We start from the raw sequence: 20,962 nt of genomic DNA, 5'->3' as shown, positions 1-20,962 counted from the left end.
ATTTAGAGGTCGAATTGAATAAAAATATGAAAATTCTCATCGCTGATGACTTTTCAACGATGCGGAGAATAATAAAAAATCTATTGCGCGATATTGGATTTACTAACACCTTTGAGGCGGATGACGGAACGTCCGCACTACCGATGCTGCAAAAGGGTAGCTTCGATTTCCTTATCACTGATTGGAATATGCCTGGTATGTCTGGTATCGATCTTTTAATGTATGTACGAGCTGATGATCGCATAAGACAACTACCAGTTTTAATGGTAACAGCCGAAGCCAAACGTGAACAGGTCATTAAGGCCGCCCAAGCTGGAGTGAACGGCTATGTGATCAAACCCTTCACGGCACAAGTATTAAAAGAAAAAATAGAAACTATTTTCGAGCGCATCAACAGTTAAAATATTCCATCCAGCGCAACGGGTAAATATTTGTTGATGGTAAAAAATTGTTGCGCTGAATAAATATATAAGTCAATGCCTTTAAAGGTGAGATGTTCACAATGTATGTCGTTTTCAGAAGACGGCTGCACAGCACGTCAGAAGCAGGCCGGAGGCACCGGCTCAATATCCTGCGAAAGCAAACGGCCGAGCTGGGCCAAGCTGACCCAGCAACCGGTGGCTGACCTTGCTGCCTAAAGCCAATGTTTCGGGTACAGCGGCTTTCTGTAAAACAAGCTGCCATAGTCGTTGCAAATGTCATCAGGCGGGTGTGGGTCGACACCGGCAATTGGATGGCGAAATGAATCACAGCCCGTTTCAGGTCGTCGCCAACTATGCGGCTGAACCGCGGGAGAGCAGCTTTATTCCGTCTGGCCGCAGTTCGCCCTTGGGCGACACATGCCGGTAGAGCGTCTGCCGGGTAATCCCAAGTTCCTCGCAGAGATCGCCGACCTTGGTTTCCGGTTGCCCCATGCTGGCCATTGCCAGGCGAAGCTTGGCGGCTGTCACCTTGAACGGGCGCCCCCCTTTCCTGCCGCGAGCGCGCGCCGAGACGAGCCCGGCAACCGTCCGCTCGGAAATCAACTCACGCTCAAACTCGGCCAGCGCAGCAAAAATTCCGAACACAAGCTTGCCAGCGGCAGTCGTTGTGTCGACCGCTGCACCGTGACCGGTCAAGACCTTCAATCCCACGCCACGAGCAGTCAGATCGTGCACGGTGTTGATCAGATGGCGCAAATCGCGGCCAAGCCGATCGAGCTTCCACACGATCAGCGTATCCCCTTCACGAAGCGCCTTTAGGCAGCTAACCAGCCCTGGCCGATCATCACGCCTACCTGAGGCCAGGTCCTCATAAAGGTGTGCAGGGTTGACACCGGCGACGACGAGCGCATCGCGTTGTAAATTGGTGGACTGAGATCCGTCCGCTTTGGATACCCGCATGTAGCCGATCAACATCTCTGCACCTGTCACATATACGTTCGATTATGTGACAGCGTGCGCCAGAAAGGCCCGGCCGTCAAAATTTGTCACTTAACCCGTCATTCAGTCTAAGGAGTGCAAAGGGTGTATCAGGAACATAATGTGACAGAAATTCCGGGGGGATGCCTTCCTTGGCAAACATGACGCGCAAGCATTCCAGGGATTCGGGGTCGCTCCTCCCAAAGGAAATCAGCGCGAACAGCGAGCGAGCCGCCTCGGGATTGTGTCGCGCCTCGGCGACCGCCTCGTTGAGCGCCTTGACCGCTTCCTGCCAGTGGTTGACGGGTTCCTGCTTTCGCTTCACCACCGGCAGGCCGTTGGTGAAGCCAGTTTGAGGCTCCGGGAGGAACAGCGCTGCCTGTTCTCCGCGCGGACTCAACACCTCCGATTCGATCAGTTCAATGGCGGTGGCCGCCGCCTCCAGCATCTGCAACTGTATTACCGGGGCAAGAATCTCGAAGGGACGCCATAGGCTTTGCCCGGCGCGCAGCGGATGGCCGCAGCGCTCCCAGGCATAGCGGATGCTGCCGGCGCAAGTCCCGCAATGCGAGAGCGGGGTGTTCAACTCATCGAGCAGCGTGCGCAGCAGACGGAACCAGAGGCCGGCATGGATGCGTCGACGCGGCAGCTCCACATACCCCATCGTCAGCGCCTGCCAGGTGCGGCGGTCCATTGCCGCAATCGCATCGCTGGGCATGCGCGGAGCGGCGTCGGCGTTTTCCCAGCCGAGAAACCGCCCTGGCACGCCCCAATAGGACTCCAGCCAGAATCCGTGCAGCGGGCAACTCAACATCAGGGGCAACTTCCACGCAAGCAGTACGGCTTGGTTCGCCGGATCTTTCAGGCAGAGCGGGCACGCACGGCGGGTCGGCTGGCTGGGTAGCCAAGCACGCCAGCTTGCGATCGACTTCGTCTTGCGGTTGCGCCTCGGCAGCAATACCGAGAACTGGAACGCATAGGTTTCCAGGGCGACGGGAATCCGGATATCGAGGCTATCCAGCAGCCACGGCACCCAGCCGGCGAAGCTCATGCCGCGCAGTCGATCCAGCTCGATGCCACTGCGCTGGGAAAGCACCGTCAGCAGCGACAGCGGTGGCGCGGTGTCTAGGTCATCGACCTGGCCGTGACCGAGATCGTGCTCAAGTAGGTCGTTCACATCCATCTGGTAGCAGACAGCGACACGATTGAGCCACGAGGACAAGGCTTCGCCGTCCCTTGGGGCCGGATGCAGCGGCCAGCGTGGTGCCGGCTTCACATCAGCTCCTGCTCGAACTGCCTACGCCGCTCGCTGGGGCCGATGTAGCTCGCCATGCTGAGCGTACGGTGGTTGATCGCCTCCTCGCCACTCTCCACGGCGGCGACGGCTGCCGCCATCAGCAGGTGTGCCAGCTCGCCGATGGTGCCCTCGCTGCGGGCAAGCAGATAGCGGGCCATGTCCGGTGTGGCAATCGGGGAGTGCCGCCGCAGCGGGAGCGAAGCGGCGAAGCTGGCCAGCAATGAGCAGCAATCGCCGTTGGTCTCCCACAACGGCAACATCATCGGCTCGAACCGGTTTTCCAACTGGTTGTCCGAGCGAATCGCCAGGTAGGCATCGCGCGTACCGACACCTACCAGTGGGATGCGCAGCTCGTTACCGAGGAAGCGCAGTAGGTTGAGGAACTCCCGCCGATTGATACTGTTGCCAGCCAGGACGTTATGCAGCTCGTCGATCACCAACATTTGCACGCCGACCTTACGCAGCAACGTCAGTGCCAGTTGCTCCATTTCCGGCAACCGTGGGCGCGGGCGCAATGGCGCGCCCATCGCGGCGAGCAGCGCGACGTAGAAGCGGATCACCGAAGGCTCGGACGGCATCTGCACAACCAGCAGCGGGATGTGCTCCTGATCGGCATCAGAGCTGGCCGGATGCGAGCGCCGGAATTTCTCGATGATCATTGACTTGCCGTTATTGGTTGAGCCGAGCAGCAGCAGGTTGGGCATGCGTTGCTTGTTCGGCCACGCATACAAGGTTTCCAGCCGGTTCAATGCCTCTACCGCGCGCGGATAGCCGATCCAGCGGTCGGCGCGGATGCGCTGGATACGTTCGTCCGCCGGCAGCCGGGCCAATCCCTGCGCCGCTGGCAGCAGGTGGGATAGGTCGATGATGGGATATTCGTCCACGGCTACCACTCCTCGATTTGGTCGAACGGTTTGGCCGGCGGCAGGTTGTCTGCCTGCAGGTCAGTAATGTCCGTTTCCGGCGGAACGGGCTTATCCGGCCGAGCTGACGCCTTGAGGTGCTGGCGTCGATCCGAGTCACGTCGCGCCTTGCGCGTGGCCTTCTGCGCGGCGGTCACAATCTCGCGCATCTGGCCAATCATGCGAAACAGCGCCGATTCATCCACCTGTTCGCGCCCTTGCTGCCGTAATTTCACCAGCGCCTGCCGTTGCTCCCAGAGGGTGACAGCCGGGTGCGACAAGGTTCGGTAGGGGATTTCCAGATAGTGCTGTCCCTCCGGTTCCAGCACCCAGATGCGGCTGATGTCGCGCGGGTCGCGCCGGATCAGGAAAGCGGGCAAGCGGTCGCGCTGCGCAATCCACGGCTTGAGCGCATTGGCGTAGTAATGGATGTGGTCGATAACAAAACCGGTGCGGGTCAGGGTACGTCGAATCACCGGCAGGAAATCGACCAGAAAGGTCGTGGCGCGGGTGACTACAGTCGGTGTGCCAGCACACGCTACGGCCTCGGCCCAACGCACGGCCGGAGGTTGGAGCAGGCTGTTATGCACGGAGCCGTGATAGGTGCCCACCGTCAGCGTAAGCCAGCGCTCCAGTTCGTGCAGCGTTAGGGCGGCCATATTTTCGGAGGCATACTCCCCGCGCTGACCGGGATTGGAGAAGGTCGTTCCTGGCAAGTCGTCGTGGATCATCTGCATCGCCGTGCCGATGATCCGTTCCACAATGCCGCCGTAGTGCGGCTGTCCGGGCGGACGATAGTCCAACTGGATGCCATGTTGCTCGCAGCCCCGGCGCAGGGCTTCGCTCTTGAACTCGGTCGCGTTGTCCAGATAAAGCTGCCTAGGTTTGCCGCTCATCGGCCAGTCCATTTCGACATTCAGCCCTTCCAGCCAAGGGCGCTTGTCGCAGACGACATGCGCGAGGCACAGGCCGACCGAGACGGCAGACGGAGCCTCAAGTGTGACCACAATGCCGAGCACGCAGCGTGTGAATACGTCGATGGCAATGGTCAGGTACGGGCGGCCAATCGGTTGCCGGTCGCGCTCGTCCACCACGATCAGGTCGATTACCGTGTGGTCGATCTGCACCTGCTCCAGCGGCGTGGTCACGGCGGGAGGCACACCACCGACACCTTGCAGGGCGCGGGATGCATCTTGGCCCTCCCGGCGGCGGGTGGTCGTGCGCGGGTCGGTGTTGGCGATCCGCAGCGCCACGGTGTTTCGCGCTGGCACCCGCAGCTTCTGGGTTTTGCACGCCTGCGCGACTTCCCGGTGAAACGCTGCCAGGCTGCGTTTCTGCTTGGTCAGGAACCGCTTTTGTAGTAGCTCGCGGATGATGCGCTCGACCGGTTCCGGTAAGCGCCCCTTTCCTTTCCCACCACCGGATCGGCCGGGAGCCAGGTCTGTCACGAGGCCGGTGCCCTGCCGGGCGCGGCGGATTAGGGCGTACACCTGCCGCCGAGACACGCCAAGTGCTTGAGCTGCGACGTCGGCAGCTTCATGCCCGACCACCTCAACCGCTGCTAGTGGCCCAATGACTTCCATCCGGTGTCGGGTTTGTGCCCATGCCTCGTCGGACAGGGTGACCACGCCTCGCTCGGCAATCAGTGCTGTGTCTGATGCCATGCCCAGACCTCGCCTTGGTGCACACGAGTATTGAGCATAGTCGAGATTGGTGCAGGTGACTTCTGATATTGAGCTGTCAGAAACCGCCTACACACCTAGCGTTACGCTCAGGCAATTGGTGCAGTCGCCTTCTGAAAACGACACCACTCGCCATCGGCATCTTCGGCAAGCGAAAATAATTCAGACAGCCATTGCTGATAGCTGGCAACGAGATAGCCCGCGAACGTGGCAGCAAAAGCATCTTGTATGGTTCTTGAACCACCGCATAAGTAGTAGGGCTGAAGTAACACGCTATTACTATCGGCTAACCGCCCAACTGATAGCGCGCCGACTCGGAAAACCATGGAAACTCACCTGCAAGTAGCCGTTGATGACTGCAAGGATCGCTGGCGCCAACTGGTGCTTTTCCAGCAGATGCCGGAAGTTCATGATCATGGTGTCTTCGGGGATCGGCGCGCTCAGTGTGAGGTGGCCGAATTGGCGCATGGGAGTGATCGCGTAAAGTATTTAAGAATCGTCTTATTCTGGTTCGTTAGCCGAATTCCTAACATTGTTCACGCCAGAGTTACTAGACCCTAGCTCCGGGCCAGGGCAGTACCTTTGATTGACCAATCATATGGATGCTTCAAATGAAAAAAGCCTTAATAGCGATTACCGTAGCAACCATGGCCTCCTCTTTCAATGCCCTTGCGGCGGACGGCACCATCAACATAACGGGAGAGGTGACTAGTCAGACCTGTACAGTTGAAGGTAACACCAGTGGTACCACAGCTAAAACCGTAACCTTGCCACGAGTTTCCACCGCGTCGCTGGCTACCGTAGGGCAAACTGCAGGTCGCACAGCTTTCACCTTGGCGCTCACCGAGTGCACTGGCACTACAGCGCAAGTGCATTTCGAGCCGGGTCCTTCCATAGACGCTGCCACCGGCAACCTGCGCAACCAAACTACTGGCGGCTCCAACGTACAGGTCCAGCTTCTCAACGCCAGTTACGCGCCGATCAACCTGCAGACTAACGAAGGGTCATTGTCGACCGCCATTACTGACAAGGCTGCGAACCTGCAGTTCTACGCGCAGTACATCGCTGCCACAGAGGCTGCCACTGCGGGTCAGATCACGTCGAACGTCCAGTTCTCCATGGACTACAACTGATCGTCATCCCCCGGAGCACGCTTCCGGGGGAATCATCGAGCGGGGAAAGATGAAAGCACTCTCTATCAGACGCGCAATGACGGCGATCTGCAGCATTATGCTTGCCTTCGTAATGTTGCCGTCCAATGCCAACGTGGTGATCTCAGGGACTCGCGTGGTCTACCCCGCCAAAGAACGTGAGGTCACCATCAAACTCGATAATGCCGGGAAAGAACCTGCGCTGGTACAAGTATGGGTCGACTGCGGCAACCCAAAATCGTTGCCGGACACTGCAGATGCGCCATTTTTATTAACGCCGCCCATCGTGCGAATCGCAGCAGGCGGCGCTCAGACGCTTCGTATGACGTACACCCATGACGCGTTACCTCAGGACGTTGAGTCGGTATTTTGGCTCAATGTGCTGGATGTTCCTCCGCTGCCTAAAGCGGCCGAGAGTAACTTCGTTCAACTAGCCTATCGTTCGAGAATAAAAGTTTTCTATCGGCCGGTGAACTTGCGTGGTTTCCCCGAAGATGCCCCAGCGGCGGTGACCTGGACTTGGGTACGCACAGATCAAGGTATTGCTCTGCGCGGGCACAACCCCACGTCATTCAATGTTTCGTACAACAAAACTACGCTTACATTAGCGGGTAAAAGTTATAGCAGCAAAGGCGGGATGATTGGTCCCGGCGCCTCCGAAGACTTTATTCTCGACGGTTTGGACAGTACCCCGGCAAAAGCCGCGAGCGTACGTTATGAATGGATAAACGACTACGGCGCAGCCGTGATCGCGGATACACGCTTAGCTAATTAACGGCCTGCACTCTTCCACGACATACCCACATTGTCTCCATGATGATTCCAACCTTGGAGCGTGGGTCTTCGCAGCTTGCTGTCATGAAGCAGGTCTGTCCAGGACGCTTACCTATGTTTGACTTCACTCGCCCGCATAACTGTGGTTCGGCGCAGCATAACTACGCGCCTGTTTTGCTGGCAGCATTGCTACTGCCCAGCACGACCATCGCCGAAGAAGTAGCTCAAGCAGTTGACTTCAACCCGGCCTTCATCACTGATAGTCAAGGCCGGGCATTGGATGTATCCCAATTCGCCATCGAAAACCCGATAGCGGCCGGGGCCTATCGTGTAGATCTTTTCCTTAACGGAGATTGGCAAGGCCGCGAACTGCTCACAGTCCAAGTATCAGGTGCCCAACACACCGCTAAGTTCTGCTTTTCACGCGATGACCTGATTCGCTGGGGCTTGAACCTTGAAGCGCTGCCCGACCAGACTCTCCTGGCGCCGCTGCTTGCCAAAAGTGATTGCGTTGAGGCTTCTCGCCTGGCAGCAGATATTTTACTTGACGTAAACATGACTGAATTGCGCGCTGATTTAAGCATTCCGCAGGCTTACCTAAAGCGTGTCTCTCGTGGTTATGTCGACCCCAAGAACTGGGACAGTGGTATTAACGCCGGCTTTGCCAGCTACAACACAAATCTCTACCAAAATGACACCCGAGGGCTATCCAGTACCCAGTCATATCTTGGCTTAAATGGCGGCGTCAATCTGGGCGACTGGCGCCTGCGCCACAACGGCTCTTATAGTTCCACTCGTTCAGAAAGCGCTCCATCTACCAGCGAGTACAATTCCATCAGCAGCTATGTCCAGCGCGACATCACTGGGCTGAAATCGCAGCTTACGCTGGGGGAGTACTACACACCTGGCGATCTGTTCGACAGCGTGCCTTTCACAGGTTTTCAGCTCGCCAGCGACGACCGTATGCTGCCCGACTCCATGCGTGGCTTCGCCCCCCCAGTACGCGGTGTGGCTGATACCAACGCCAAGGTTACGGTACGACAGGGTGACAGCATCCTTTACGAAACAACCGTGGCGCCGGGCCCTTTCGTCATCGACGATCTCTATAGCACCGGCTACTCAGGCGACCTTTCGGTCACGATCACCGAAGCGGACGGCCGCACCCGTTCGTTCTTAGTGCCCTTCGCTTCTGTCGCACAATTGCTGCGCCCCGGCACTACGCGTTTCAATGTGACGGCGGGCCAGTACCGCGACGATTTCCTGACCAATCGCCCCGGCTTTTTCCAGGGCACCTATCAACGGGGCCTGTCGGATAAGTGGAGCGGCTATACCGGCGGCATCATCGCTGAACGCTACCTGGCAGCGCAGGTCGGGGCGGCCTGGAGCACGCCCTTCGGCGCCCTGGCTCTGGACGTCACGCAGTCGCGGACTACGGATCTGGACCCTACTCAAGAGGTCACCGGTTCTACCATGAATGGCCGCAGCTACCGGCTGACCTACAGCAAGCTCCTGGATACCACACAGACCAACTTCACCGTGGCGGCCTATCGCTTTTCCAGTGAGGGCTACCTCAACTTCAGCGACTACGCGCAACTGCGGAGCAGTGACAGCAGCAGGCTCTTTCGCCAGCGCAGCCGCTTCCAGCTGAACATCAACCAACCGCTAGGGGAGCGCCGCGGCAACGTTTATGTCACCGGCTCTGCGCAGAACTACTGGAACAGCGGGCAGCGCAGCAACGTGACCTACCAGGCTGGCTACAGCAATGGCTACAACTGGGGCTCACTAAGTGTCGGCGCCAGCCGGACCCGTGATTACAACGGACGTTTCCAAACGCAATACCAAGTCGGCGTCAGTATTCCCTTCGGTCGTACACGCAGTAATTACCTCAGCACCAACATCAGTTACACCGATGGCGGCAACAGCAATACTCAGGTCACCTTGGGGGGTAGCGTCGGTGAGTACAACCAGCTGAACTACAGCGTCTATGGCTCAGCTGACCAAAGCGACGGACGCGCTACCCACAGCGTTGGCTCATCCGCACAGTACCGCGCGGCGCAAACCACAATGACTGCTGGGATTAACAGCGGCGAAGGTTATAAGCGAGCCAACGTTGGGGCCAGTGGCAGTTTCGTCGTTCACGCGGGCGGCATCACTTTCAGCCCCGACCAGGGGGAGACCATGGCGCTCGTGAGTGCCGAGGGCGCAACGGGCGCCCGAGTAGGTAATACCTCTAGCACCGCTATCAATGGCAGTGGGTACGCCTTGGTCTCTGGGTTGATGCCGTACCGGCAGAACGAAATCGGCATTGACCCAAAAGGCATCTCCGACGCGGTAGAGCTGCAAACAACATCGGCGTCAATTTCGCCTCGGTTTGGCGCGATAAGCCTAGTGAAGTATCCAACTATTTCAGGAATTCCGATCCTGATGCAGGCGGTGCGTGACGATAAGCAGAGCATTCCTTTGGGCGCCCAAGTACAGGACTTGGAGGGGAACTACCTGACCATGGTTGGTCAAGGTGGAAGATTGTTTCTTCGCGTCAACGAACCTCAAGGCGAACTACAAGTCCGCTGGGGAAACAAAAAGCACGAAAGCTGCACGGTGCAATTCGCAGTCCCCTCCGAGTACGAACCAGGCCAGAGCGGCTATGTATTATTGACCCGCCCCTGTGTGATGCGTTGAGTCTTATAAAGACTTCAAACCGGCCGCTTGACTGACTCAATTACAGATGAGAAGTGTTAGATGATGAAATTTTATTTAATGAAGCCTGCGACGGTTGTTTCATGGTGCGCGGCGGGTGCAATGTTGTTGCTTGGCGCCAACGATAGTTGGGCCACAACGTGCGCTATGGTTGCCCCTCCCTTCACGCTCATCGTCAATGTGCCGGCCGTTCTCACCGTACCGAAGAATACGCCAAATGGCACCTTGCTATTTACATCCGCGGAGGCACAGGTCACAGGTCAAGCTTATTATCGGTGTAATTCGGGTTCGCCATGGGGCTATGTAAGCGCAGTGGGCCCGACCTATGCATCAGGACCCAGTCCGATCGGTAATACGGGCCTAGGCTGGCGTTGGACATATAGCGGCTACCCAGGCCTGGCCTATCCAGGCGGCATACCGGTCATGAGCGCCGGTCAGAACTTTACCGGCACATTTTCTGGCCTGCAGATCTTCAAAATAGGGAATGTTTCATCCGGCAGCTTGCCAGCAGGGACCATTGGCACCATGCGGGCTGGCACCAACAACGTCGACCTTCTGGTTATGAAGTTGTCCAACTCGATCACGGTGATCGAGGCCAGTTGTCAAACGCCGACCGTCCACGTAAACCTTGGCAAACACCGCATTTCGGAATTCGGGGCGGTAGGAAGTACCGTTGGACAGACACCTTTTAATATCAGGCTCGATAACTGTCCCAGCGGCTTGAGTGGTATCAGTTATCAGCTGGACCCGATAACCCCGGCGTTCAATGCCAGTCAAGGCATTCTCACCGTTAGCGGAGGCGGCGCAAGCGGCGTCGGCATACAGATTACCGATGAAAACAACGCATCGGTGAGACTGGGTGAAAGGCTTCGCTTCCTAGACACCCCGCCTAGCGGCAACTTGACAATTCCCCTGCGCGCGGCTTATTACAAGACCGCCCAACAAGTCAGCAGTGGCCCCGCTAATGCCGCCATGCAATTCACTATTACCTATCAATAACTAGCTGCCTACGGGTCGACTGGAGGGTCCATAGGAATGTCCCTCCTGCAGGGTAACGAACGCGCTACTTTCGTAGGGGGAGGAATACGGATCGTAGCGACGAACATTTTACCGGGTAGTAAATTCCGTCCCGCCCCGAAACCGTGCAGTGGTGCCAAGAACAGCGCTAGCCTCTGGCGTGGCTGGCAGTCGACAGTGCTCAGAACAAGGCCCAGCCCATTCAAGCCCGCGGGTTCAAGAAGCGGAACGGGATCATAAGATTCTTAATCGTTCACCGTCACCTGGTCGCGGCTGTGCTCGACCATGCTCAGGTGCAGGCTGATGCGCCCGACCTCGGTGAACTTCACAGCGTTATTCAGCAGGTTGGCGAGGATTTGCCGCAGGCGCGCCGGGTCACCCAGCAACCGGCTGGGCAGGCGGGGGGCGAAGCCTACATCCAGTTGCAGTTGCTTGGCGCTAATGTCCGAAATCCCCCCTCCGCTACGACAAAATGATCGAAATCCCAATCAGGCGGGCACTTCTGCCGTTCTTCTGTCCGATAGCATCGAGGGATTTCTTAGGCCGCCAATATGGCGCGCGTATTGGCATCACTACTGAAGGCTGCGTCTTTGACAATGCTAATGAAGAGTGACTATCGGAAGCTCATTGATAAGTTATGGTCAAGGTCGCACTAGCATTGGCTTGTCCAGCGCTAATCGAACCTGTGCTGCGGTAATAACGAGCCTTGAATGGAATATTGTATGCACCCGTTGTGGTCACTGTGCCTGTTTGGATCATGGTATTGAGTGCGACCGGCGTATCCTTGTAAAGCATCTGCAGCTTGACACCAGTTGCCACGCCGACCGATTCGGAACTGTCCAAATTCAAAATTCCGCGCGTGCTGTCCGAAGCGCCTGCTCCACCCGCATTCAAAGTGATGCCCACCCTGGTATTCGCATCACAGCTGAGTGGCACGGTAAAGGCGGTCGTGCCTGCGGTGCTCCCCTCAGTTGAAAAGTCGGTAGTTTTGACGCTCCCCATGGGTACTGCAATATTCGTGTTTGTTACCGAGCACGCTGCTACCGATACTGCGACAGAACTGATGAGCACCTGTGACTCGGTAGGCGTCCATTTATTATCTGTGCGCAGAATAAAGACGGCGAGGGGTTGCGTTGGTATTGTCCCTCCAGGAATGCTATTGGCAATCTTGTAAAGCCGAAACTTAATATTTCCTGTGATGGGTGTAGCGAAGCTGGAAGCCCCGGAGTCACAAAGTAGCTTGTTGATCGCTCCGCCGGCAATTAAGGGCTCAACTCCGTCGTCATAGACCGCAGTGCCAGGGCACACCCCTGCCCCAATGCCCTGAATGGTATAGCCAATACCCGTGGACTGTGGGCCCAGCCGATAAATGATCGCGCCTTCTGCACTGGTCAGGCCTGATTTTGTCCCAAGCGATTTAATACCAAACTGTTGAGACCCATTGGTGCCTGTGCAGGTATAGGGTTGAATCGTGGCTGACGTACCCTCGCCGACCAGACTGCCGATCGCCGCATCACGGGGAACCACTATGGTAGCGATCTCCACGCCAGCATTTCTGTTGACTGAGCAGGCGGCCATCAACGGTGGGGAACAAAATATAGTGAAGGCCAGAACGCCCCATGGTGCATGTCGTAATACGTTCAATTTCATGTTCGACCTCATCATTGACATACGGCCTGTGCATTCAATACCGAAGACTGCTTTAGTTCTTTTGAGAGGGGAGCAGCAGGTGGCAATACGAAATCTGCTTCGCATCGCTGCTCGATGCCACTTCCCCACTTGACAGCGAGTCGCCCCTTGCCCGAAACACCACTTAGATAAACTTCGCCATCGCTACCAACGATGCCGGAATTGGGCGCCGTGTTGTCGCCGGTTTGCAGTATCTCTACGGCTGCGCCAAAAGGCACAGGCTGGCCCTTATAGGACACGGTCATCATCACGCGGCTACCCACGCGAGTGACAAAGTTGGCCAGTACCACTGCGCCTTGAGTGGGTATGACGGTTTGCGTGTTGCCGGCAATGTCAACATCGTCATTCATCGACTGGGTGTCCAATGAAATCCGGTTCTTGCGATAGGCACTGACATAAGGGACGACCGCATAGCCCCGTGAATCCGTTTGAATACCTGGATTACTCTGTATCTTTATGCCCTCGGCGCCCGGCGCACGGATCAACGCGACGGTGTCCCCCAATGGCTGTGACAGCGTTACGCCGTAGGGATGAACCACGACGCCACCCTGGACGCCGTAAGTAACCTGTTGCGTGCTTTCGCCATAGTTGTAACTGGCCGAGGCTTCACCGTAAGCACCTCTGTAGGTCGAACTGAGGTTGCCGCTACTACCGTTATGTGTTCCGCGACTCTGCTGAGCGCTGTAGCTCAGGTTGTTATCAGCCAGGGCTGTACCATTCAAACCCACCTGCTGCACAGTGTCGCCGTTCTTGCTGGAGCTGACGCTGTAGCTCGCCCAACTTCTAGGCATGAATCTGTCGAGCGGAACCTGGACACTGAACGCCAGTTGTTGATCGCTTTCACTGCCCGTACCAGACGGCAAGGTTGAGTAGGTGTAGCTGAAGTTGTAGTTAATCCCAGAGTGGCTGAAGTTGTAACCTGTGCTGATGTTTCTTTCGTAGCCTTGCCTGCCCCAGTAAGTTTGCTGGTAGCCCGACACGTAAACGCTGCCGTAGCCCTTGAGCGACTGGTTGACGTTGAGTTGCGTTTTACTGCGTTTGTTGTAAACGCTGCGCCACGAATTGTCGTTGTCCGCACCGATCTCGTTGGCTTCTCTGAAATCGTAAAACCCACTGCTCGCATACCGGTAGCCTGCGAGGGTGAACGAGGTGCCGGTTTGTTCAATATCCTTGGCGTACTGCGTCCTGAATGACTGCCCCTGGTGACGCGTACGATCCGATAACTCGGCGTTGGCCTGTGTGACATCAAATGACAGCGAGCCTATATTGCCGAAGCTGTGGCCCACGCCCACCGCCAGCGCGTCATACTTGTCGGCGGTCAGCAGGCCGCCGTAGAGGGTTGTGTCGTAGGGCAGGCCGTAGATCAAGGTCGATTGCAAAAAGTTAGGCGTTCTGGCCCCCTCACTCTGGCTTCGGAATTTCGCTGCGGTCACGGCGTACTTCAGCTGGCCTTCCCTGACCATGGTGGGTACCGAGGAAAACGGCTGGACGGAGCGCCGTTCAGTACCGTTGGCTTCCTTGATGATCACCTCCAGATCGCCACTCGATGACGTGGGGTAGAGGTCAGTAATGGCGAATGCACCCGGCGCCACATAAGTCTGATAAATGATGTAGCCATTCTGCCGCACGGTGACTTGTGCGTTGGTTTGGGCGATACCCCTGACGACAGGGGCGAACCCCTTCAGGCTATCAGGCAACATGTTGTCGTCTGAGGAAAGTTGTGCGCCCTGAAATTGCACACTGTCGAATATATCGCTGGGTGTGAAACTTTCGCCCAGAGTCAGTTGACCCTTCAGCGGTTGAATGTCCCTTTGGGCATACGTGCTGATGGCCCCCCAATGCTTATTGCCCCTGCCATCATCGCTGTAGGTCGAATAATTACGCAACCGCCAGGCGCCCAGATTGGTTCCACTTTGCAAGCTCAAATAGGCGTTTCTGCCCGTGCCCGAGCTGTTGTCATAACGGGTATTGGATCCGGTGTAGGTGTAGTTGAACAGCAGCGCGGGCAGCCCTTGATCCCAAGAGGCTGGGTCGACGTACTCCCGGGCCTCGCTTTTCAGCGCTGCTTGAGGAATGCTGATATCGAGGCGCTGTTGGGAAAAGTTCAGCGTGTAGCTTGCAGACGGAATATGGTTACCGATGTTTTCAACCACGCCTTCAGCCGTAATGCTCTGCAGTGTCGAGAACGCCTCAACCTTTACACCTAGATTCTTCAATTGTTCACGGGTGATCTCGGGTTGTAGCTGGCCATTAAGCGCAACGAAACTAACCTCGCGAGTTTCAACCTTACTGCCGTTCAGGTAGACGTCAACGCGATATTCGCCTGGCACCTGCGCACCCTGGCTCGAGAACTGATCCAAATCAACCATGCCTTGAGTCGATACATTCTTCTCGAGTGCGTTAGGGTTGAAGTAATCGGCACTAAAGACATTTGTTGAAACCACAGCGATGAATGTGATTGCCGCTTTTTGTGTGACACTTAACTTGGGGAATTTAGAAGCCAAGATAACGTTACCCACGACTTTAACTCTCATCAATAAGTTTTAAGCAGCATGAAGCCTGCTTAACAACTGACCGCGCAGAAGTTAAAAGCCTTCATAGATTCGTTGCGAGGGAGGGAGGCAGGCATTAAAGCGATGAACGTGCAACCGGGCTGATACCACCGTAGTCTGTGATTGCTTGCCAACTCACTGATCCCGCACTAATTACATCAGGCAACGTCCATCGCTGGGTGCTATTGGGGGCGATCATTTTGGCATCGTCTATCGCCTGCTCTCCATATTTAAGTGTATAGAACGAAACATAGAAGGGCGTCGGATTGTGCGCCTGAAGTTGATTGCCGACTCGTTTGAACTCCAATGCTTTATAGGACTCAGTTGCCAGTCGGCCAGACAACCCTGCGGGACGGTAAAACAGTTTGATCTGGGTCTTTACCGTGATTTGCAGCAGATTTTTATCTGATTTTTCACTCGCAGGAATGGCGATGACATTGAGCCAGAAAACCGATTCTTGATTTTCGGGCAGGCTTGCACCGGTGCGCACAATTCTCAGGACATTTTCCTGGCTGGCGTCCAAGCGAAAGAGCGGCGGAGTAATAAGAAAGGGAGCTTTTGAAGTGTCCGTTTCTGAGCTATTTTGAATCCACGACTGGATAAGGTAGGGCGTTGTTTTATCCGGGTTATTTACGGTCAAGCTGGATTCGCGTTGCGCGCCATCGTAAACGACTCGGGTCGCACCAATGACAACACCTGCCTGTGCGGTCTGAAGTGTCATCCACAAAGTACTTGCCGTGAAGATCAATGCTTGCCAAGTTTTCATTTATCGTCTTCGGTGAAGTCAGTAACAAGAAAACGGCCGCGAAGCAAAGCCTCGCGGCCAGCGGTTAGTTGTACGCAATGGTGAAGCTGGTTGATGCCGACGCGGTACCTGCCCCAACATTTGCAGCGGTTGACATGTACTTTGCAATGAACGTCATCGTGGTGGATGTGGCATCTGCCTCCAGGTCTTTCGAGGCCGACGCAGTTTGCATTGGGATCAGCGTGGTACCGTTGGACTCATAAATAGCAATGCCCAAACCGGTGGCCGTCTGCCCGGAGGTCAGCGCCAACAGGCGGCTGTCAGTGGCGTCTGGGGTACCATCGAACTTAACGCTGGTTTTAGTAATGGTGCTAGGGCACGACGCCAGCGTGATATCGAACCTGGTGGCGCCCGCAACGGTGCCGGCACTGGTAAAACCGCTTGAGTTGATAGTGCCCAAGTTGACGGTCTGCGCTGCGGTCTGCGTGCTAACTGTACACGCCGCAGCAACAACAGAGCCGGTAAAGCTGATAGTACCGTCAGCCGCGTTGGCTGCGCCTGCTGCGAACAGGCACGACAGCACACCGAGGGAGATAATATTACTTTTCATCTGTAACTCCGGAACTGGCCAATCAATGGTCAGCGTAGTGGGTTCATTAGAGGGGGGGAGGGGATAACTGCGCGAAGCAATACTCGCCTAGGTCGGCCCTGCGAACCATCAGACGATTCTTAATTGAATCGATGAGGGTGGTTTTCCGTGATTCAGTGGAATGAGAGACTAAGCCTTTATTTAGTTCAGCCTATTAAAGGCGTTACAGTGCGAACGATGAGCAGGCACAGGCTCGGGGGGGGGGGGTATGACAAACACCTTGTTTGCCCAATACAAAGTGGCCTCTATTTAAACCGACAGCTTTTCAGAACTTCGGCCACAAGCAAGCTTTCAGATTTGCCTTATTCCACCTCTGGGTTAGTCGCCGTACTTTGTACAGATGAAACTACGCCAATTCATCCACCCTCTTGATCCTTCGTTTTCCACGCCCAAGGCGGCGCGAAAGTTGCTGCATCTGTTCGCCTTCGCACTGGTCATGGTTTTTTACGCGGGTGCCTACAGCTACTTGAGCTCGACCTTGAACGAAGAGATTTCCCTACGCCGCAGCTACATGAACGCGGCGATATCCGACGCTCAGAGTTTCTTCATCAGCCGTCAGACGCTGCTGAAAACACTCGGCCTGGCGACGGTACGCAATGTCACAGAACCGGTGACCAGTGTCAGCGCGGTGTCGGGTGAGGAGGTCCATATCAGCCTGGGCACCGGTGAGCAGAACTGGAGCCTGTGGCTGACCAGGCGGATGATCGATTATTTGCGGCATAGTAAGGTCAACTTGTTGTATGTCGGCGAAGCTGATCACAGCAAAGTGGTTCGCCTATTCACTGCGCGTGAGCCGGTTCCCGAAATTCTCCCTCAATTGCTTGCCCGACTGCGCGCGGCGCACATTGATTACGATGTTCGCAGCGATGACCTGTGGCTCACTGATCAGCAGCGGCAGGGTTCGCCCCTGTACATCTTCACCCGCCTGGACGAACGCAGTACCCAGTCCGGCTGGCTGGGACTGGAGGTCGAGTCACCCGACCTGTTGAGTGCCCTGCAAAACGAAAACGCCGGTCAGTTCATGTTGCTCGATTCTGAAGGCCAGTTGATTTTTGATAGCGCCGAAAGCCGGCCGCCAAGCGTAGGCCTTAAGCAGCTGCCAGCGCCGCAGTCTTTTGGCTTCGTCGGCCGTGACTGGCTACCCGACCATCTGGCTATTCGCAAACAGTTGGGGTATTCGGATTGGCAGATTGTCTACGCCATCGACGTATTCTCACTATTGCCGGTGCTGATTATGCCGCTGCTGATCAGCTTGTTGCTGTGTGGGGCGATGACCTGGTTGATGAGCTGGCTGGTTCGCCGTATAGATCAAAGGCTGATCATCCCCGCCGGTCATCGGATAGAAGCACTGGTGGAAAGCGAGGCATTCAGCCGCGCGGTGATACAAATCGCACCGGTGGCGCTCTGTGTAGTGCGTCGACAGGACGGCGAGGTCGTTCTGGAAAATCCGTTGTACCAGCAATGGTTAGGCGACAGTGAGGAGCGCCAGCAACTGTGCCGCGACTGGATCCGCTGCGGCTTTGACGAACTGGAGCAAAACAGCAACGATGAGTTGCAAATCGCCAATGGCCGCCACTTGTACCTAAGCTTTGCGCCTACCCGTTACAAGCGTGAAGACGTACTGATCTGCGCATTCAGCGACATCAGCGCGCGCAAGCAGGTGGAAATGGCACTGGACCAGGCACGGCGCATGGCCGATACCGCCAACGAAGCCAAGACCTTGTTTCTGGCGACCATGAGCCACGAAATCCGCACGCCGCTCTATGGTGTTCTGGGCACTCTGGAACTGCTCGCTCGCACTGAATTGAGTGAGCAACAAAAAAGTTACTTGAGAGCCATCGAAGGCTCATCCGCCAATCTTCTGCAACTCATCTGTGACGTGTTGGACGTTTCGCGTATTGAAGCGGGTCAGCTGGAGCTGGAGAGCAGCCGGTTTTCTACATTGGCCCTGATCGAAGACGTCATTCAGGGGTACGCGGGGGCAGCTCAAAGCAAAGGTCTGCAACTGTTCGCGTGCATTGATCCACAGCTTCCGGATTGGCTGAACGGCGACGTCACCCGCATTCGGCAGATCCTCAATAACCTGTTGAACAATGCCCTGAAATTCACTGACAGCGGTCGCATCATCCTGCGGGTCAGGCTCGAAAGTCGCGATGACGAGCGGGCCATGCTGCACTGGCAGGTGTCGGACACTGGCAAAGGCATCTCCAATGACGATCAGAAACACTTGTTTGAGCCCTTTTATCAGGCTGGGGGCAATACCAATGTGGTGGCCGGAACAGGCTTGGGCCTCTCCATCTGCAAGCGTTTGATGCATTTAATGAACGGCACCATGCGAGTGGTCAGCGAACCGGGGCTGGGCAGCAGTTTCACGCTACGCCTGCCCCTTGAGCAGTTGCCTGCTCAGGGCGCGCAGGTGTTCGCGGATGAACTGTTGCCTGAAATCGTCTACGTGGTTTCGCCGATACGCGAGCTGGCTGAGAGCATCTGTGGCTGGCTGCGTCGCTGGGGCGCCCGCACTCAGGTCGGAGCGCCCAAAGCCACGGAGAGTCTGGCCGGTGCCGTTCTACTTGAACTGCATCCCGGCCGGCTCGAGGCGCCACTCACCCCGCAGTGGACCGGTGCGCGGGTAATGGCCGCCGGCGATATCCATGGCAGCGACCTGCGAGACGAAATCGGGCCAGTCAGTTTCAACTGTTTGCGAGAGCTGCATCGGGCAGTCAGCGCTGCTCAGGGGCAATCAATGCAGTGCATGGCACAACCAGTGAAAAGCCGCCCGGTATTCAACCTTGGTATTCATATACTCGTCGCAGAAGACAACGTCATCAATCAGTTGATTCTGCGCGACCAGTTGGGGGAACTCGGTTGCACCGTCGAACTGGCGAATGACGGTGAAACAGCATTGGAGCTGTGGCGAAATTCGTCATTCGACCTAATCCTCACCGATGTGAATATGCCTCGTATGAACGGTTATGAGCTGGCCATCCAGTTGCGCCATCTCGATTGCTCCTTGCCGATCATCGGTGCCACCGCTAATGCGATGCGTGAAGAGGGCGAGCGCTGTCTTGAAGCGGGGATGAACCAATGCCTGATCAAACCCTTTGCCCTGCGCACCCTTTACAACTGCCTGGAACCCTACCAAAGGAGCGGCAATTGAAGCCCTATCGGGTACTGATTGTTGAAGACCATCCTTTTCAACATGAGTACTTGCGCAACCTGTTCAGCGATCTGAGTAGTTTCAATGTCGATTCCGTTTGGGATGGTGCAACGGCGCTGCGGCGCCTGCGTACAACCTCCTACGATCTGATCGTCAGCGACTTGTTCATGCCCGGCATGGACGGCGTGCAGTTGATCCAGAATATCGCCAAACTTAATGATCGCCCCGCGTTGGCCCTGATGAGTGTTGCCTCCCGGCGAATGCTGATAAGTGCCGGCCTGGTGGCGAAAAACCTCGGCCTGGAGGTGCTGGGTCTGATTTCCAAACCCGTTAACCCAGCGGCGGTCTTGCGGCTGCGGGACAACATCGATTCGCTGTGCAAAAGGCGAGTCGCAACTGCAACAAGTCCATTGAAGCATGATCGCCAACGTTTACTGCACGCCATGCATACCGGGCAGATGCAGGCCTGGTTCCAGCCTAAGAAATCGTTACGTGACGGCCGGGTGTGCAGTGCCGAAGCGCTGGTACGCTGGCAGCATCCGCAACTCGGCACGATCATGCCGGGGGATTTCTTGCCGGCTATGCAACGCTTCGGGCTGGAGGAAAACCTGCTGTGGTTAATGCTCGAGCAGACCTTAAACGTCCAGTCACTTTGGCGCCGACGTGGTTACGACGTGCCGGTATCGGTGAACCTGCCTACCCATTTGCTGGGCAAACACGACTTGGCGGACAGGCTGCATGCAAGCGTGAAAGCGACGGGCGCCGAGCCAAGCTCGATCTGTTTCGAACTGCTGGAGAGTTCCACTCCCGACGCGCTCAGCGACTATTACGCCGGGGCCTGCCGTTTGCGCATGATGGGTTTTGGTCTTGCCCAAGATGACTTTGGCACGGGCTTCAGCTCTTACTTCAACCTGGTATCAACGCCTTTTAGCGAACTGAAGATCGATCGATCGCTGGTCCACGGCTGTGTCGAAAGTGAAGGCCTGGCGGCCGCCTTGCAGAGCATTGTGGAGCTCTGCCGAAAGCTGGGTCTGACAGTCACCGCCGAGGGCGTCGAAACCCCTGCCGAACTGGCATTTTTCCGCAAGATCCAATGTGATCAAGTTCAGGGATTTCTAATATGCGCAGCTGTGCCGCCTGAACAGTTTTTCGATTTACTGCGCGAGGATGGCCTGACGCCAGCACCAAAATGATCTGCTACTGTACTATTCACAGCGAGCCAAGGGATGGCAGTGATGGCGGACCAGCCC

At 56.4% G+C, this 20,962-nt stretch carries 16 protein-coding genes and 1 pseudogene; 7 read left to right on the top strand and 10 right to left on the bottom strand.

All coding sequences use genetic code 11. From position 1 onward, the window contains the following. The first annotated feature begins 26 nt into the window (after positions 1-26). Positions 27-401: a chemotaxis response regulator CheY gene (locus HK44_RS05050; RefSeq protein ID WP_024264754.1), complete on the top strand. Its 375-nt coding sequence runs from the start codon at positions 27-29 to the stop codon at positions 399-401. 372 nt (positions 402-773) lie between these two features. Here HK44_RS05050 and HK44_RS05045 read toward each other — a convergent pair whose 3' ends face one another. The 5 genes and pseudogenes from HK44_RS05045 to HK44_RS05025 all read right to left on the bottom strand — a co-directional run. Next, positions 774-1,397 (bottom strand): recombinase family protein, encoded by a 624-nt coding sequence (locus HK44_RS05045; RefSeq protein ID WP_019693645.1) that lies wholly within the window; start codon positions 1,395-1,397, stop codon positions 774-776. Positions 1,398-1,458: 61 nt separating this feature from the next. Next, on the bottom strand, positions 1,459-2,676 hold the full coding sequence (locus HK44_RS05040; RefSeq protein ID WP_019693646.1) for a TniQ family protein: 1,218 nt from the start codon (positions 2,674-2,676) through the stop codon (positions 1,459-1,461). Beyond that, on the bottom strand, positions 2,673-3,581 hold the full coding sequence (locus tag HK44_RS05035) for a TniB family NTP-binding protein (protein WP_019693647.1): 909 nt from the start codon (positions 3,579-3,581) through the stop codon (positions 2,673-2,675). The genes HK44_RS05040 and HK44_RS05035 overlap by 4 nt, the downstream gene beginning before the upstream one ends. Positions 3,582-3,583: 2 nt before the next feature. Beyond that, entirely contained in the window at positions 3,584-5,263 is a 1,680-nt protein-coding gene (locus HK44_RS05030) for a Mu transposase C-terminal domain-containing protein (protein ID WP_019693648.1), read from the bottom strand. Positions 5,264-5,620: 357 nt separating this feature from the next. Then, positions 5,621-5,767: pseudogene (locus tag HK44_RS05025) on the bottom strand (IS5/IS1182 family transposase); the annotation flags it as partial. A 125-nt stretch (positions 5,768-5,892) separates the two neighbouring features. On the opposite strand from HK44_RS05025, the gene HK44_RS05020 reads away from it, so the two are divergent. From HK44_RS05020 to HK44_RS05005, 4 genes are all read left to right on the top strand, one after another. Beyond that, complete coding sequence (locus tag HK44_RS05020; protein ID WP_019693650.1) at positions 5,893-6,414, top strand: fimbrial protein; 522 nt, start codon at positions 5,893-5,895, stop codon at positions 6,412-6,414. Between the two features lie 49 nt (positions 6,415-6,463). Continuing rightward, on the top strand, positions 6,464-7,207 hold the full coding sequence (locus tag HK44_RS05015) for a fimbria/pilus periplasmic chaperone (protein ID WP_019693651.1): 744 nt from the start codon (positions 6,464-6,466) through the stop codon (positions 7,205-7,207). Between the two features lie 113 nt (positions 7,208-7,320). Further along, positions 7,321-9,885, top strand: a complete 2,565-nt coding sequence (locus tag HK44_RS05010; protein ID WP_019693652.1) for a fimbria/pilus outer membrane usher protein — start codon at positions 7,321-7,323, stop codon at positions 9,883-9,885. Positions 9,886-9,945: 60 nt separating this feature from the next. After that, the gene (locus HK44_RS05005) at positions 9,946-10,902 is read left to right on the top strand and encodes a fimbrial protein (RefSeq protein WP_080690583.1); all 957 of its coding nucleotides are present in this window, start codon (positions 9,946-9,948) and stop codon (positions 10,900-10,902) included. Between the two features lie 263 nt (positions 10,903-11,165). Here the strand turns inward: HK44_RS05005 and HK44_RS05000 are convergent, their stop codons facing one another. From HK44_RS05000 to HK44_RS04980, 5 genes are all read right to left on the bottom strand, one after another. Beyond that, positions 11,166-11,408, bottom strand: a complete 243-nt coding sequence (locus tag HK44_RS05000; RefSeq protein WP_141651675.1) for an ATP-binding protein — start codon at positions 11,406-11,408, stop codon at positions 11,166-11,168. Between the two features lie 136 nt (positions 11,409-11,544). Beyond that, positions 11,545-12,570 carry a fimbrial protein gene (locus HK44_RS04995; protein WP_158002031.1) on the bottom strand — a complete coding sequence of 342 codons (1,026 nt, stop codon included), beginning with the start codon at positions 12,568-12,570 and terminating at the stop codon, positions 11,545-11,547. A gap of 11 nt (positions 12,571-12,581) precedes the next feature. Continuing rightward, positions 12,582-15,128 (bottom strand): fimbria/pilus outer membrane usher protein, encoded by a 2,547-nt coding sequence (locus HK44_RS04990; protein ID WP_024264751.1) that lies wholly within the window; start codon positions 15,126-15,128, stop codon positions 12,582-12,584. A 109-nt stretch (positions 15,129-15,237) separates the two neighbouring features. Then, positions 15,238-15,927, bottom strand: a complete 690-nt coding sequence (locus HK44_RS04985; protein WP_024264750.1) for a fimbrial biogenesis chaperone — start codon at positions 15,925-15,927, stop codon at positions 15,238-15,240. Positions 15,928-15,991: 64 nt separating this feature from the next. Next, positions 15,992-16,516, bottom strand: coding sequence for a fimbrial protein (locus HK44_RS04980; protein WP_019693658.1), 525 nt, complete (start codon positions 16,514-16,516; stop codon positions 15,992-15,994). Positions 16,517-16,895: 379 nt separating this feature from the next. On the opposite strand from HK44_RS04980, the gene HK44_RS04975 reads away from it, so the two are divergent. Beyond that, on the top strand, positions 16,896-19,712 hold the full coding sequence (locus HK44_RS04975) for an ATP-binding protein (RefSeq protein WP_019693659.1): 2,817 nt from the start codon (positions 16,896-16,898) through the stop codon (positions 19,710-19,712). Next, positions 19,709-20,905 (top strand): EAL domain-containing response regulator, encoded by a 1,197-nt coding sequence (locus HK44_RS04970; protein WP_019693660.1) that lies wholly within the window; start codon positions 19,709-19,711, stop codon positions 20,903-20,905. Before HK44_RS04975 ends, HK44_RS04970 begins: the two co-directional genes overlap by 4 nt. Positions 20,906-20,962: the final 57 nt, after the last annotated feature.

Source organism: Pseudomonas fluorescens HK44 (assembly GCF_000217955.3).
Taxonomy (GTDB): Bacteria; Pseudomonadota; Gammaproteobacteria; order Pseudomonadales; family Pseudomonadaceae; genus Aquipseudomonas; species Aquipseudomonas fluorescens_AQ.
Note: the sequence above shows the minus strand (reverse complement) of the source record. Positions and strands in the feature narration are given on the sequence as shown.

What these genes read in the sequence shown, in the direction of transcription:
- HK44_RS05015 (WP_019693651.1), top strand. Translation starts at nt 6,464, where the DNA reads ATGAAAGCACTCTCTATCAGACGCGCAATGACGGCGATCTGCAGCATT.
- HK44_RS05010 (WP_019693652.1), top strand. Translation starts at nt 7,321, where the DNA reads ATGTTTGACTTCACTCGCCCGCATAACTGTGGTTCGGCGCAGCATAAC.
- HK44_RS05005 (WP_080690583.1), top strand. Translation starts at nt 9,946, where the DNA reads ATGATGAAATTTTATTTAATGAAGCCTGCGACGGTTGTTTCATGGTGC.
- HK44_RS05050 (WP_024264754.1), top strand. Translation starts at nt 27, where the DNA reads ATGAAAATTCTCATCGCTGATGACTTTTCAACGATGCGGAGAATAATA.
- HK44_RS04980 (WP_019693658.1), bottom strand. Translation starts at nt 16,516, where the DNA reads ATGAAAAGTAATATTATCTCCCTCGGTGTGCTGTCGTGCCTGTTCGCA.
- HK44_RS04985 (WP_024264750.1), bottom strand. Translation starts at nt 15,927, where the DNA reads ATGAAAACTTGGCAAGCATTGATCTTCACGGCAAGTACTTTGTGGATG.
- HK44_RS04975 (WP_019693659.1), top strand. Translation starts at nt 16,896, where the DNA reads ATGAAACTACGCCAATTCATCCACCCTCTTGATCCTTCGTTTTCCACG.
- HK44_RS05020 (WP_019693650.1), top strand. Translation starts at nt 5,893, where the DNA reads ATGAAAAAAGCCTTAATAGCGATTACCGTAGCAACCATGGCCTCCTCT.
- HK44_RS04995 (WP_158002031.1), bottom strand. Translation starts at nt 12,570, where the DNA reads ATGAAATTGAACGTATTACGACATGCACCATGGGGCGTTCTGGCCTTC.
- HK44_RS05030 (WP_019693648.1), bottom strand. Translation starts at nt 5,263, where the DNA reads ATGGCATCAGACACAGCACTGATTGCCGAGCGAGGCGTGGTCACCCTG.
- HK44_RS05045 (WP_019693645.1), bottom strand. Translation starts at nt 1,397, where the DNA reads ATGTTGATCGGCTACATGCGGGTATCCAAAGCGGACGGATCTCAGTCC.